The organism is Neobacillus sp. YX16, from assembly GCF_030123505.1.
Classification (GTDB): Bacteria; Bacillota; Bacilli; order Bacillales; family Cytobacillaceae; genus Neobacillus.
This window is the reverse complement of sequence record NZ_CP126115.1, coordinates 6116975-6129876: the sequence shown is the minus strand read 5'-3', so window position 1 is coordinate 6129876 and position 12902 is coordinate 6116975. Positions and strand designations below refer to the sequence as shown.

At 40.5% G+C, this 12902-nt stretch carries 14 protein-coding genes; 4 read left to right on the top strand and 10 right to left on the bottom strand.

The window, feature by feature from the left end; all coding sequences use genetic code 11:
- Window positions 1-4: 4 nt before the first annotated feature.
- Both QNH48_RS29935 and QNH48_RS29930 read left to right on the top strand, forming a co-directional pair.
- Window positions 5-1084, top strand: coding sequence for a PQQ-dependent sugar dehydrogenase (locus QNH48_RS29935; RefSeq protein WP_283953236.1), 1080 nt, complete (start codon window positions 5-7; stop codon window positions 1082-1084).
- Window positions 1085-1106: 22 nt separating this feature from the next.
- On the top strand, window positions 1107-1340 hold the full coding sequence (locus QNH48_RS29930; protein WP_283953235.1) for a hypothetical protein: 234 nt from the start codon (window positions 1107-1109) through the stop codon (window positions 1338-1340).
- A gap of 85 nt (window positions 1341-1425) precedes the next feature.
- Here QNH48_RS29930 and QNH48_RS29925 read toward each other — a convergent pair whose 3' ends face one another.
- The 7 genes from QNH48_RS29925 to QNH48_RS29895 form a co-directional block, all read right to left on the bottom strand.
- Window positions 1426-2328 (bottom strand): FixH family protein, encoded by a 903-nt coding sequence (locus tag QNH48_RS29925; RefSeq protein ID WP_283953234.1) that lies wholly within the window; start codon window positions 2326-2328, stop codon window positions 1426-1428.
- Window positions 2325-3002: an ABC transporter ATP-binding protein gene (locus QNH48_RS29920; RefSeq protein WP_283953233.1), complete on the bottom strand. Its 678-nt coding sequence runs from the start codon at window positions 3000-3002 to the stop codon at window positions 2325-2327. Before QNH48_RS29920 ends, QNH48_RS29925 begins: the two co-directional genes overlap by 4 nt.
- Entirely contained in the window at window positions 2999-3796 is a 798-nt protein-coding gene (locus QNH48_RS29915; protein ID WP_283953232.1) for an ABC transporter permease, read from the bottom strand. Before QNH48_RS29915 ends, QNH48_RS29920 begins: the two co-directional genes overlap by 4 nt.
- Before the next feature lie 178 nt (window positions 3797-3974).
- The gene (nosD, locus tag QNH48_RS29910; protein WP_283953231.1) at window positions 3975-5291 is read right to left on the bottom strand and encodes a nitrous oxide reductase family maturation protein NosD; all 1317 of its coding nucleotides are present in this window, start codon (window positions 5289-5291) and stop codon (window positions 3975-3977) included.
- Complete coding sequence (locus QNH48_RS29905) at window positions 5288-5854, bottom strand: hypothetical protein (RefSeq protein WP_095247463.1); 567 nt, start codon at window positions 5852-5854, stop codon at window positions 5288-5290. Before QNH48_RS29905 ends, nosD begins: the two co-directional genes overlap by 4 nt.
- A 67-nt stretch (window positions 5855-5921) precedes the next feature.
- On the bottom strand, window positions 5922-7790 hold the full coding sequence (gene nosZ / locus QNH48_RS29900; RefSeq protein ID WP_283953230.1) for a Sec-dependent nitrous-oxide reductase: 1869 nt from the start codon (window positions 7788-7790) through the stop codon (window positions 5922-5924).
- Window positions 7791-7806: 16 nt separating this feature from the next.
- Entirely contained in the window at window positions 7807-8250 is a 444-nt protein-coding gene (locus QNH48_RS29895) for a cytochrome C (RefSeq protein WP_283953229.1), read from the bottom strand.
- A gap of 425 nt (window positions 8251-8675) precedes the next feature.
- On the opposite strand from QNH48_RS29895, the gene QNH48_RS29890 reads away from it, so the two are divergent.
- The gene (locus QNH48_RS29890; protein ID WP_283953228.1) at window positions 8676-9419 is read left to right on the top strand and encodes a Crp/Fnr family transcriptional regulator; all 744 of its coding nucleotides are present in this window, start codon (window positions 8676-8678) and stop codon (window positions 9417-9419) included.
- Between the two features lie 224 nt (window positions 9420-9643).
- On the opposite strand, the gene bshB2 is transcribed toward QNH48_RS29890, so the two are convergent.
- The 3 genes from bshB2 to pdxK form a co-directional block, all read right to left on the bottom strand.
- Window positions 9644-10312 (bottom strand): bacillithiol biosynthesis deacetylase BshB2, encoded by a 669-nt coding sequence (gene bshB2, locus QNH48_RS29885; protein ID WP_283953227.1) that lies wholly within the window; start codon window positions 10310-10312, stop codon window positions 9644-9646.
- 18 nt (window positions 10313-10330) lie between these two features.
- Window positions 10331-10681, bottom strand: a complete 351-nt coding sequence (locus QNH48_RS29880) for a YojF family protein (RefSeq protein ID WP_133369804.1) — start codon at window positions 10679-10681, stop codon at window positions 10331-10333.
- Between the two features lie 156 nt (window positions 10682-10837).
- Window positions 10838-11665 (bottom strand): pyridoxine/pyridoxal/pyridoxamine kinase, encoded by an 828-nt coding sequence (gene pdxK / locus QNH48_RS29875; RefSeq protein ID WP_133369803.1) that lies wholly within the window; start codon window positions 11663-11665, stop codon window positions 10838-10840.
- Window positions 11666-12112: 447 nt separating this feature from the next.
- Here pdxK and fdhD point away from each other — a divergent pair, with 447 nt between their 5' ends.
- Window positions 12113-12874, top strand: coding sequence for a formate dehydrogenase accessory sulfurtransferase FdhD (gene fdhD / locus QNH48_RS29870; protein WP_283955919.1), 762 nt, complete (start codon window positions 12113-12115; stop codon window positions 12872-12874).
- The last annotated feature ends 28 nt before the right edge of the window (window positions 12875-12902 follow it).

Here is a 12902-nt window from a genome sequence, read left to right as displayed (position 1 = left end):
ACTGATGGTCAAAGTGGGTTCCATTTTATTATCGATGATACTGTTGATGTCAGGTTGTTCTCTTTTTGAAAAAGAAAATCTGAAGCCTAGAGACCAACAAGAGGATGAAGCAGTTGTCCTTCAGCCAGAGATTGAAGTGGTCGCTGAAGAGTTACGGGTTCCCTGGTCTATTAATAAGGTAAATCAGGTTTTTTACGTGAGTGAACGAACAGGAAATATCGTGAAAATTGATAATGGAAAAATGGAACGACAACAAGTTGCTTTGGAAAAACCGCTTGCGAAAGCAGCGGAAGCCGGACTGCTTGGCTTTGTTCTCAATCCGGGGTTTGCTGATAATCAAAAGGCGTTTGCCTACTATACGTATGAGAATGGACAGGGGCAGTTTAACAGAGTCGTTGTTCTCGGGCTTGAGGGGAACAAGTGGACAGAGGAACGAATACTTCTAGACATGATTCCGAGTGCTGCCTATCATCATGGCGGTCGGTTGAAGATTGGACCGGATGGGAAGCTGTATATTACTACTGGCGACGCCACTACACCAGAACTCGCGCAAGACCAGAGGTCCTTGAACGGAAAGATTCTAAGAATGAATTTGGATGGCAGTATTCCGGAGGATAATCCTTTTGAGAATTCCTACGTTTATAGCTATGGTCATCGTAATCCTCAGGGGCTTGTGTGGATTGGCGATACCTTATATTCGAGTGAGCATGGTCAATCAGCACATGATGAAATCAATTTGATAAAACCAGGTGCAAATTATGGTTGGCCGGTAATTGAAGGAAATGAAAGTAAAGCCAGTATGGAGACATCATTGTTTCATTCAGGTGATGAAACCTGGGCACCTTCAGGATTGGCGGCCCACGATGATACGTTGTATGCTGCAACACTTAGAGGGAATGCAGTCAGAGAATTCGAGTTAGGCAAGAACATTGCAAGTCCGGTTATTACGGGATTAGGGAGGATTCGTGATGTGTTTGTTGATGGTGAATACCTCTATTTTGTCAGCAACAATACAGATGGCAGAGGGAACCCTGATGAAAAGGATGACAAATTGTACCGAGTATTGTTAACCAATTTGAACTAAATGGGTAAAGGCTGGTGTGAATATGACGACAAAAAGCAATAAATTACAATATGGGTGGACACTAATTGCTCATCCAACCTATCAAATCTATACAAACAAAAACTCCTACGCCATCATCGACGAAGACAATGACGTCATGCTCAGATTTACCCTTCAAGAAAACGAAATCGAAATCCATGGCGCAAACTGGAACCTAAACTACAAAATCAACCTCGGCTTCAAAACCCTAAAAATCATCAACACACCCGAAGACTAATAAAAGGCACCAAATATACAAAAAAGCGCTGCATAAAGGCGCTTTTTTGTATATTTGGTGCCTGTCACCGTATACGATGTCATCGTTAAAGGATAACTATTTCCATTGAGTTAACCTGCGATACTAGCAGTTCTTCGTATTGTTTTTGGGCTTGGAAGTTGATTTCTTGTTGGGCCATTTCAGGGTTTTCTTTTTTTACTTTTTCGATGATGTCTTTTTGTACTTTTTGGGATAGGACGATGAGCTGGTATTGCTGCTTTTCAATTTCCCAAAATTTATCTTCTCCGTATTCGTTGATTATGGCCTTCGCGGATTCAAACTGGCTGTATTGGTCGCGGACCTTATTGATTTCTGTTTCAACTTCCGCACCGGTCGCGGTGTGTCCCTTTTCTTCAGCGAGCATCGCCATTGCGCGGAGGCGGATAATTTGTGTTACTAATTGATTTTGGTCTTCAACCAGTTTTTCTTGTGACTCCCAGTAGGATAGTGCTTCCTTTAGCTGATCGCCTGTGTAGCGCTTTTGGTCGGTTTCACGGTTGATGGCAAGCTGGAGATAGTTGATAAACTTATAAAACTCTATATCCTCATTAGTAATCCATTCTCCGTTAATCGAAGCAACGCCTTCTGACTCTTTGACCTCATAATTAATGACCTTGTCTGCCTTTTTTCCATCTCTTTCTAATACAAAGAAAATTTCATATTTTCCGGCCATTGGGAGTTCGACTTTCCCAGAATAAATCCCATTTTCTTTTTCCGTTAGTTTCACTTCCGTTGTGCCGTGATCCATATTGGTCATTGAAAACTCAGCCGAAACGTTAAGCCCAGTTGCTGCCTCATCTTTTTCTGCAACCTTTATTACAAAAGGCATTTCTTTATCTGCTAGTTGATAGATTGGTTTTACCACTTCAACGCTATACTCAGGGTCTGCACTACAGCCTGCAAGTACAGCTAAAAGCAGCAGTGCGGTCAGCCTCATCAGTTTTTTCATGATTCAATTCCTCCAAGATTATGTGTTTGTAAAAATTCCTCCACAGTGTATTTCTCCATTTTACCATTATTTAAATAAGCGACATGTGTACAAACCTGTTTAATCTCATCAAGATGGTGGGAAGAGAGCAGGATGGTCTTATCTTGAAGTGATTTTAACACCTCTAAGATTTCCTTTCGTCCCATTGGGTCAATCCCGCTGGTAGGCTCATCAAGAATCAGAATACTTGAATCCTGATAGAGGGTGATGGCCAACCCAAGGCGCTGCAGCATGCCTTTTGAATACTTCTTCACCTGAACTGTGCGGTCCTCCCATAAGCTTACCGACTTAAGGACACTCTCGATACGTCCTTGATCTACTGTCTTTCCAACCGCCTCGGCAAAGAAGGTAATGTTCTCGAGACCCGTCAGCATCGGATAAAGTTGAAATTTTTCCGGCAGATACGCAATCGCTTTTTTCCAGTCATGATTTTTCTTGGTCACTTTAACTCCGTTAATGCTAATGGTGCCTTGTTTGACTGGAAGGAGCCCAAGAAGACTGTTGATAAAAGTGGACTTTCCAGCACCATTACGTCCAACAAGGGCACAAATTTCATGTTTATTAATTTCAATATTGATAGACTCCAGAATTAATTTTTTCCCGAAGGATTGGTTTAAATTGGAGACTGTTATCATTCAAATCCCTCCTTACGGTGAAAAACACTTGCTGTGATGATGGAAGCAATGAGCCAAAATACTAGATTAAAAAGCAAGAAGAATGCTGGTTTTGTCCACATGAAAGCCTGTAGAAGCCGTGACATATGACCAAATGAATAAACGCCCATTCCGGTTTCTAAGAACATTCGAACAGACTGCAGTGGATTTAAGAAATACAGTGACGAAAATAATTTTACATTTTCATGGGTAACATCAGGTAAAAACGAGAGCAAAATAAAGTCGTGCAAGAAGAAAAAGTAAAACCAAACAAAGATTGTATAGCCGATAATCTGCATTCTGGAAGAGCTGAAGCTGCCGATTGCTGCTCCTATCTGCAGGAACACCAGCGACAAGGTCACAATTGCTAAAATAAAGATGAAATACGCCTTCATATCCAGCTGGAAATTAAACTTGAGTAATAATAAATAGAGAAAAAACCAGACCAGGATTGGTATAAGGACGACGGCATAAAGCCCTAAACTTTTTCGCAATAAAAAGCTTGCATAAGAATCTTTTTTTGTCAGAAGCATGATTAACGTCTTTTGTTCCTTTTCTTGAAAGATGGAAAAGGCGCCAATAAACAAACAGAGTATCGGGATAAAGTAAATGATTGTGTCAAACAAATTAATTAAGAGAACATAGTAGCCTTTATCAAATGAAAGGGCAGTGGAACGAAACAAGATGCTGACCGAAATGAGAACAATGATGCTTAAGGCGAGCCATAGTCCTTTTCCTCTTATATTTTCCTTCCATTCCTTCCAAATGTAATGCATAGTAGATGTCTCCCTTTTAGTAAGTCTCTTTTCTTCAACTTTATAGCGATTTGAAATATCATTATGATGGATTAATTGATTCTCATTAAATTATGTGAATAATTAATGAGAAAAGAGCAAGCTAACGCAATTACGTCGCTAAAATAGATACTTCCACGTTAAAATCGGCTTTAGGATTTTAACAATAATATTTACGATAACATGCCTTTATTAAAATCAGCACTGCGGCGAGCCCTATCACAGCAATTAGCAGGAAATGGTTCTTACTTTTTGCAGCGGCCAGCGGGTGCGGGTCATTAAACATAATTTTTTCATCCATTAGCACGGAATTCATTTTTTCATAGATAGCGAGTGCTGGACTTTTTAAAAATAAATAAGATAATTCTTGGTCTTCAATTAATTGATATAACGATGATCGATAGGTTATAGGAAAGTCCCCAATGCCGTTCTGGTTTAAATCAGTGAGCGGGAAGGAGTTTCCCCAGTCATTTCCTTTGCCTTCATGACTCCAGAAATTGGTTTCTCCTGTTCCGCCTATTGTCACGGCAGGAATAGTGTTTTCGGTAATTAGATTTTCTGTAAAAACTTGTTCGTTAGAACTAGCCCAAAGCTCAATTCCAATTTGGTTTTGAGAGATTTTATTTCCTTCAATAGTATTTCTTGTCGCTTGATCGATGTAGATACCTCTTTGGTTCATATAAAAAGTATTGTTTTTTATCTGATTATCATTCGCTTGAAGAAGTAATAATCCGAACGATTGGTTTCCATAGTTTACGATAAAATGGTTATCCTCTAGGAGCAGACGGTTGGAATTCATGACCGCAGCGCCGCCCGTATTCATCGTAAAGGTATTATTCTTAAAAATGTTCTCATCTGAATACATGTAATGCAGACCGTACCGCGTACCGCTTATATTATTTTCATAGCTTTCATTGTTGTTACCATATTCGAAGAACATTCCATCACGAGTGCCTTCAATGGTGTTATTTGATAAGAGGTTATGGTTGGCGTAATAGACATGGATTCCATTACCTTGTGCGGCAATTTCCCCTTTGCCCATTCCTTTAATCTCAACATAGGAGATTTTATTGTCGTGTGCCTGGCTTAAATAGATTCCGTGAAAGGAATCGGTGATCTTGATATGTTCCACGACATTTCCGTTGGTATGAATCTTAATTCCTGCATATTCCTCTGGTGAGTTGCGGTCCATGCCGCTATTGGTAACAGTCAGCTTCCTAAGGGTCACATTGGGAGCTTTTATGGAGATAACATTTCCAGTTCCGTCACCCTTAATAACGGTATTTGCCTTTCCAATAAGGGTCAACTCTTTGTTGATAACAATATTGCCTTCATAAGTTTTATCCTCAAGCTTCAGAACTGCTCCTTCTTCCAAGCTGTCGATCATGGCTTGCAAGTTTTCGGCAGCATTATTTTTCTCAGGGTTGATGCAAACTGTGATAGAGAAAACGAATAGAAAGAGCAGTAATTTTTTCATCTTGTTCGATCCTTCCATAACGGAATTAGTAATAAAATAAAGGCTGCAATAAGGAAATACGCACCGTATCCAAGCACACTTTCGGTGACAAAGTTTGCAACTGTATTATGCCCTAAAAGGGGCGGAACAAATGGGTCAATTTTTATCGGAGCAGTCGGGCTTAAGTTGGTGCCGAATTTACGAAGTGCACGGGTAAGGTCCCAAACACCGAGTCCACCGCCTATGATAAACAAACCAATTAATCCATAGAGCACTGCTTTCTTGCGCAGGATGGCCGTCAAGAGGGTAAGTGCTGCCAAACCAATGACTAAGTAAGAGAGATACGCTAATTCAGGAAAATTCTCTTCACTGAAATTTTCCATTCCAATATAGTGATTTAACCCGTTAACAATATCGATTTCTCCTTCAAGCTTATTTGGATAAACAATAATATTTAATCCTTCTGGATATTGCGGCGCAAAGAAAATCATTTGCCACCAGGGAAAAAATAAGGATAGAACCACTAAAACTGCTGCTAAAGTAATCACCAGTGATGAAACCAGTGATAATTTTTTTGCTTTCATGTAAAACAAGTCCTTTCTAAACGGAGAAGGGTACCAATTGAATCAATTGATACCCATACCATCCATTTTACTTATTAGGCTTTACAAGGAAGTAGCCGGTCATTTCTTGGTGTAGTGCTGAACAGAAGTTAGTACAGTAAAGCGGGAACGTTCCAGCTTTATCTGCAGTAAATTCGATTGTATTCGTTTGGCCAGGCTGAACTTCAATGTTTAAGTTATAGCTGTTGATGGCAAATCCGTGGGTAATATCCTCATCAAAATCAGTATTCGTTAAGTGGATAAACACCTTGTCTCCTTGATTGACTTCAATCACATCAGGACGTTTTGCTTTTGCATCAAAGATAAACTTCGAACGCATAGCAATACCATAGACATGAACTTCGTTTCCATTACGTTCGATTCTAGCCTGATCCTGCTTATACGTCGCAAGCTTATTGTTTTCATCCTTCGGATATACTTCAATTGTTTTAATCTTATCTGCCTTAATGATTTGCGCGTAGTGTGGTTCAGGGTTAACCGGTGAAGATTGAATCACCTTCATTTTGCCGCTGATATCGATTAACTGCATGGACTCAGGATGTGAAGGTCCTACAGATAAATAGCTGTCTTTGGCAATTTTGTTAAGAGCAATCAGCCATTTTCCATCAGGTGCAACTGTATCACCTTCAGCTGCTACAGAGTGTCCAGGTGAATATTGTACAGGTACACGATCTAACGTTTCGCCTGTTTTTGGATCCCATTTCACGATTTCAGAAGAAATGAACATTGTTGTGTAAGCCATTCCTTTGTCATCAAATTGAGTGTGAAGCGGTCCAAGTGCGTTTTCAGGGTTAACTTCTCTCTCCATAATAGAATCATAGTTGATAATTGGAATACCGTTGCGCTCGCCAGCGAAATCTTGCTTTTCAATCGCTTCAAATGCTTTTTCAAAAGAGAATACTGTCATCGATGGTGCTAGCTTTCCAGAAGCGATAAAGTGTTTTCCATCAGGCGTAACGTCCACACCATGTGGTGATTTCGCAACAGGAACAAGGTAGATACCGCCTTTATGCTTTTCAGGGAAAATCATTTTTTGACCAGTAACTTCATCATACTGTCCGTCTGCAACCATTTTCACAAGCTCTTTCCAGTTAAAAAGAACAATGAAGTCACGGTCAGCCTGTGAAGCGTTAATTTCAAGATTTGTTGTTGCTTCTTCTGTATTGTAAGTTGTCATGACTGCCCAATCCGCAGAGGATTTCTTACCAGCGTCCGATAAATCATAGGACCATGGTGGAAGAGCAACCTGGTAGGCAATATTGAGCTTATCTTTGTTTTGATCAAACGTTACGGCAGACATTACACCACGGTATTGGTCGCTGTAATCGTCTAATGACTTGTATTCAGAGCCGATTGGCACAGCGAAACGTGTTGGCAGGAACATATACTCTGTATTCTGCGTAACGAAGGCCGCACAGTGCGGGCCGCTAGTATTCGGAACATTAATAATGTCTTTTACGGTAAAGGTTTCTAAATCCATTGCAGCTGCACGGCTGTTTCCGACATCCGTTGCAAACATATATTTACCGTCATAGTCACCATTCGTTTCTGAGAATGCTGGGTGATGAAGATCTCCCCATGTGTAGTCGCCTAATAACTTTTTAGAATGCTCGTCAAACCCATATCCTGTTGCAGAGTCTGGTGAGAATACTGGTACAGTCCGAATATGACGCATAGATGGAACACCATAGATAAACATTTGACCGGAGTGGCCGCCTGATGCGAATAGGTAGTAATCATCTTTTTCGCCGAATGGTACATAAACTTTTTCAGCATCGCTTTTGGTAGTACTAGAAGCTACTTGATTGTTTGTACTATTTGAAAAGTCAGCAAAGGAAATCGTTGCTGCTACAAAGCCTGCTAGTAAACCTGATGCGATAGGAATCCATTTCTTCATCAATTACACCACCTTATTATTTTTCTGAAGCTTGCTTCAACATATCTAACACTTGCGTGCGTTCTTCATCTGTTAGCGGGCTGCCGCCAATAACGCTCGACATAACCGCGGAAGTTGGTTCTTTTAAGAATTCATCGATTGATTTTCCATGCTTACCTTCAACATCTGTGAAGGCTTTTGAAAGGTCTGGACCCGTTGCCCCGCCTGCTAATCCAAGAGAATCAACTGCGTGACAGCCGAGACAGCCTTTACTATTAAGGATGTTATTGGCATCCACCGTTGCTGTTTCCTCTTTTGCTTCTTCCTTGTTGCCTTCAGTTTCACTTGCTTCGTCTATTTGTTCTGTTTGAGCGACTTGAGGCTCTTTATCGGAATCTCCCATAATAACGCCAAACACCAAGTATCCAAGACCAAAACCAATTACGATGCTAACGACAAAGCTGATTATTGCCTTATTCATACTTCCCCCTCCTTCTGTCTAATGAACAACTTCATCCTAATAAGAAATCAAGATTTAAAATGTGACGTTTCTCACAGTTTTCTATCCAACTTTGAACGTTTTGTGAAGGGGGTTGGAATGATAGTGTTTCAAGAAATTGAACGTTTTGTGAAAATTATCACTTCGAGACGAGACGATTTTCACTACAATAGAATTAACATATGTGGTCTCACAGCATTTTAAAAAGGTCTGTGTTACAGGTGAATGTTGATTTTAGAACTCTGTTGATTTGTGCGGAAGGCGCGAGACTCCTGCGGAAAGCGAAGCGCATCGTGCCAGGCAGAGACCGCCTGTCACTGCGGTGATTATTCAAAGAGGCTTTCCTTAGTGGAGCACAAATCAACAGCCCAATTTAACACAGCCTAAAAAAAGGAAGGAGGAGCAGAATGAACCCCATACATGCTTTACAGGAACAGCCATTTGGCAGAGTAAGAGAATTGAAAATCGAGGACTTTTTACGGAAAATAGTCATTTTTAAGGATTTATCGGCAAAATCCATTCACCTTATCGCCAAACGGATTCAAACATTAACCATTAAAAAAGGAGTACAGGTTATTTGTGAAGATGAAGTGGGCAAAGGGGTATTTTTTATACATTCCGGAGCGGTAAAGCTAACAAAGCAGGATGAGAACGGTAATGAAATCATTGTTTGTATGAAGCAAAAGGGTGATGTGTTTGCGGAGGCTTGTTTATTCTCAAAAACCTCACAGCTCTATCCGGCGACGGCCACTATGCTCCAAGATGGTCAGCTTTTCTTTTTAGATAAAATGGAATTAGAGAAGGGTCTTCATGAATATCCCGATCTTGCGGTTCAAATGATCGAATACATGAGCGATGCTCTCCGTGAAATGACTTCCACCTTAAGAGACGTTGCCTTGTTGGATGTTTATGCGAAGACAGTAAAGGCGTTAGAGCGGTTAGGGAATAAATTTAATACATCCACCTCGAGATGGAATATTGAAATCCCCTTGACGATTCAAGAGTTTGCTACGGTAGTGGGGACATCACGGGAAAGCGTAAGCCGTGTATTTTCGAAGTTGAAAAAAGAAGGAATCATTGATATGAAATCAAGGAAAATCATCATCCTTGATATGTGCAAGCTGTGCACCTTAATCAATCCAGCCTATTAAAAAACCTTCGTCATGGACGAAGGTTTTTTTCTGGTTGAGAGCACACTGAAGGACAAAACTCGTTGAGATCGTGAACGATTTGTCCTTCATAAGGCCACTGAAGGACAAAACTCGATAAGGTCGTGAACGATTTGTCCTTCATAAGAGCATTGAAGGACAAAACTCGTTGAGACCATGAAAGATTTGTCCTTCACCAGGGCTCTTTAAGAAAAAAGTAAATTTAATTATTCAAATTTGTAAGTCCAGAATCGTTCGTTGTTGATCCAGACCATCATTTGCGGGTCTTGATTTTTCAATTTCTCGGTCACGTCTCCAAACATTTGCTCCGTTTGGGAACGATGGGCTTGAATGGCAGCCAGTTTTTTATCTGCAACAGCAGTGATGTTATTGATAAGGTCGGCCTCACCGAGCTCCTCGACGCAATTATTTGAAAAAGCAACGCAGTGCAGCTTTGGTCTTTGTGCAGCAGGAATCTTTTCGATTGCCCTTACCACCGCCGCACCAGTAGCGTCATGGTCAGGGTGAACGGAATAGCCTGGATAAAAAGTAATGACAAGCGATGGATTTACGTCATTAATTAATGCCAGCATCGCATTTGCCAGTTCCTCATCGTCTTCAAACTCAACCGTTTTATCACGGTACCCCAGCATTCGTAAATCCTGAATACCTAAGGCTGCGGCGGCAGCTTTAAGCTCCTCTTTTCTAATTTTCGGGAGATTTTCTCGGTTGGTAAAAGGGGGATTCCCCATGTTACGTCCCATTTCACCCAAGGTTAAACATGCGTAAGTGACAGGAGTACCATTTTGTACATGAGTGGCAATGGTTCCAGATACTCCAAAAGCTTCGTCGTCCGGATGTGGAAAGACGACTAATAGATGACGTTCTTTTTCCATAAAAGGTTCCTCCTTTCCTTACTCAAACGGTGTAGGGCTTATTTCTAGGGCAACCGCGAGTTTCCCTTTGTTATCATGGCCTGCTAACAGCAGGCGGTTTTCCTCATCGACTTCAAAATGAGTGAGACCTTCCGCATAAATCCAGCCAAGGTTAATTTTTAATCCGACACGATAAGGGTCAGTTCCAGTGATTTTCCCATGTTCATAACGGACCAGTGCATTTCGAATATAGGCGCCTGCTGAAAAGAAGGTTTGATCATGGTGGGATGCATAGGCACCATTCGTTGTTTCCAGGTGAATATAAACATCCTGATTCGCGAAGCTGTTAATCACTTCTTGAACCTGAAGATGATTCTTAATCGGTTCCATATGTCTTTTCTCCTTTCCCTGTACATGGTATGTAATCTATAAACTAGTGTATTTAATAATGTAACTATCATACTAAAATCACATTGAAAAAGCGAAATGTTAGCCTTATTTTTCACAATAAAAAAGGCCGTTCGGTAGGGAACGGCCTTGGTATGATTAACAATCTGTGCAGTATTCAGTTTTTGCACCGCGGTAGGCACCATGCCAAGTAGGCCCGACAAATTCATTTAAGCGGAAGCCTTGGCTGATAGCTGCTGAAATGAAGTCTTTTGCAACTTCAACTGCTTCAACAACGGAACTGCCCTTTGCCAGCTCTGCAGTAATCGCAGATGAGAAGGTACAGCCAGCACCATGGGTGAAGTTCGTTTCGATTTTATCTGATTCAAAAATAGTGAAGTCTTTACCATCGTATAGAAGGTCAATTGATTTTTCCTCTGTTAAAAGCTTGCTGCCGCCTTTAATGACAACATACTTCGCACCTAAATCGTGAATCTTTACAGCTGCTTCCTTCATCTGCTCTAAGGTTTTAACGGGTCCCATTTGAGCTAATTGGCCGGCCTCGAAAAGGTTAGGTGTCACAACTAAAGCTCGTGGCAGTAACAATTCGCGCATAGCATCAGTGGTTTCAGGATTTAAGACCTCATCCTCGCCCTTACACACCATAACAGGGTCAATGACGACTGTTTCTAATTTATGTTCATCGATCACCTTTGCTACTAATTCAATAATTTCAACCGTACCAAGCATACCTGTTTTCATTGCGTTAATTCCTACAGACAGGACGGTATCAATTTGTGGTTTTAGAGTCTCAACGGAGATTGGAAATACACTGTGGTGCCAATCCTTAGGATCCATCGTAACGATGGTAGTCAGTGCTGTCATTCCATACACACCTAGTTCTTGGAATGTTTTGATATCAGCTTGAATTCCTGCACCCCCGCTTGTGTCCGAACCCGCGATCGTCATAACCTTTTTAATTGTCATATGTATTCCTCCTAAAGCTAGTTGTAAAAACACTATTCCTATTATAAATCAAACGTAGAAATATAGCAGAAATTTAAAACATGATTTTGTCAGAAAAATGACAAATGACTGTTTCTATATTATTTAGATGTTTATATGTGATAATTCTTACTTCCGGGAAAAAAGACTCATCGTACGATAGTACCAAAGATACAAAAAAATATTTGGAATCGCTTACAAATTGTGATTTGGGCAGTTGATTTTAAAAAAATTCGATAATCTGACACAAATACGACCGAGATTCGTCAAAGTCCTGTGATTAAGGCTTCGATATTTATTATAAATTTAAAAGGCATAGCTAATTCATTTAGGTGTGCTGTAGATTGTGATAAATGTCGCTGAGAAGGTCGGTTAACATTATTACAATTGAAAACGCCTAGAATGTTAATTCCTGAAGGGGGAAAGCAAATGTACCGCAAAGGATGTCCTGATGAATATCCGATTACCCTGATTTTAAATGGGTATGAGATTGCCGTATTTCAGCTAACTAAACATGATTTAGAGGATTGGGCCTATGGTTATTTGTTTTCTGAAGGATTTATTCAGGAAGCGAGTGAGATTGAATCCATTACCATTAATGAGGAGATGGGAAGCATCAACGTCTCACTTCTGAATGGATTTAATGAAGAAGAGTTATTTACGAAAAAGAAACACTATACGGCTGGGTGCGGACGCGGAGTCACATTTTTCTCGATGACAGACGTGAAAAATTTTCAAAAAGTAGCTACTGAATATAGATATAAATTGAGTTATTTATTAAAAAGACAGAGTGAATTTGCTCGGAATTCACCGTTTTACTTGGAAACTGGCGGCATGCATGGAGCCTGTATTGTAGATAAAGAAGGCAATATCACCGTCCGTGAAGATATTGGGCGGCATAATGCCGTCGATAAGATCATTGGCCACACACTACGAATGGGTTTACAGCCTGAACGGTTAGTTTTATTAACAACCGGCAGGGTTTCATATGAAATGCTTTCCAAAGCAGCGAAATTCGGCTTTCCTGTTATTGGTTCACGAACAGCAGCTACCAAGCAGGCCGTTCAATTGGCTAAATATTTAAATATAGAGGTTATTGGCTATTTACGAGGGAAAATGGCTAATATTTACACCTCAACAGGCCGAGTTGAAAATGATTTAGTGGAAATACCCGCTGTAGAGATGCATTGAAGGGGGGAATTAACGACTAAGCAGTATT

Bases quoted from the DNA above. Each gene is read 5' to 3' on its own strand.
- QNH48_RS29895 (WP_283953229.1), bottom strand. From the start codon at position 8,250: ATGAATAAGGCAATAATCAGCTTTGTCGTTAGCATCGTAATTGGTTTT.
- QNH48_RS29890 (WP_283953228.1), top strand. From the start codon at position 8,676: ATGAACCCCATACATGCTTTACAGGAACAGCCATTTGGCAGAGTAAGA.
- bshB2 (WP_283953227.1), bottom strand. From the start codon at position 10,312: ATGGAAAAAGAACGTCATCTATTAGTCGTCTTTCCACATCCGGACGAC.
- QNH48_RS29915 (WP_283953232.1), bottom strand. From the start codon at position 3,796: ATGCATTACATTTGGAAGGAATGGAAGGAAAATATAAGAGGAAAAGGA.
- nosZ (WP_283953230.1), bottom strand. From the start codon at position 7,790: ATGAAGAAATGGATTCCTATCGCATCAGGTTTACTAGCAGGCTTTGTA.
- fdhD (WP_283955919.1), top strand. From the start codon at position 12,113: ATGTACCGCAAAGGATGTCCTGATGAATATCCGATTACCCTGATTTTA.
- QNH48_RS29930 (WP_283953235.1), top strand. From the start codon at position 1,107: ATGACGACAAAAAGCAATAAATTACAATATGGGTGGACACTAATTGCT.
- QNH48_RS29935 (WP_283953236.1), top strand. From the start codon at position 5: ATGGTCAAAGTGGGTTCCATTTTATTATCGATGATACTGTTGATGTCA.
- QNH48_RS29880 (WP_133369804.1), bottom strand. From the start codon at position 10,681: ATGGAACCGATTAAGAATCATCTTCAGGTTCAAGAAGTGATTAACAGC.
- QNH48_RS29925 (WP_283953234.1), bottom strand. From the start codon at position 2,328: ATGAAAAAACTGATGAGGCTGACCGCACTGCTGCTTTTAGCTGTACTT.
- QNH48_RS29905 (WP_095247463.1), bottom strand. From the start codon at position 5,854: ATGAAAGCAAAAAAATTATCACTGGTTTCATCACTGGTGATTACTTTA.
- nosD (WP_283953231.1), bottom strand. From the start codon at position 5,291: ATGAAAAAATTACTGCTCTTTCTATTCGTTTTCTCTATCACAGTTTGC.
- QNH48_RS29920 (WP_283953233.1), bottom strand. From the start codon at position 3,002: ATGATAACAGTCTCCAATTTAAACCAATCCTTCGGGAAAAAATTAATT.
- pdxK (WP_133369803.1), bottom strand. From the start codon at position 11,665: ATGACAATTAAAAAGGTTATGACGATCGCGGGTTCGGACACAAGCGGG.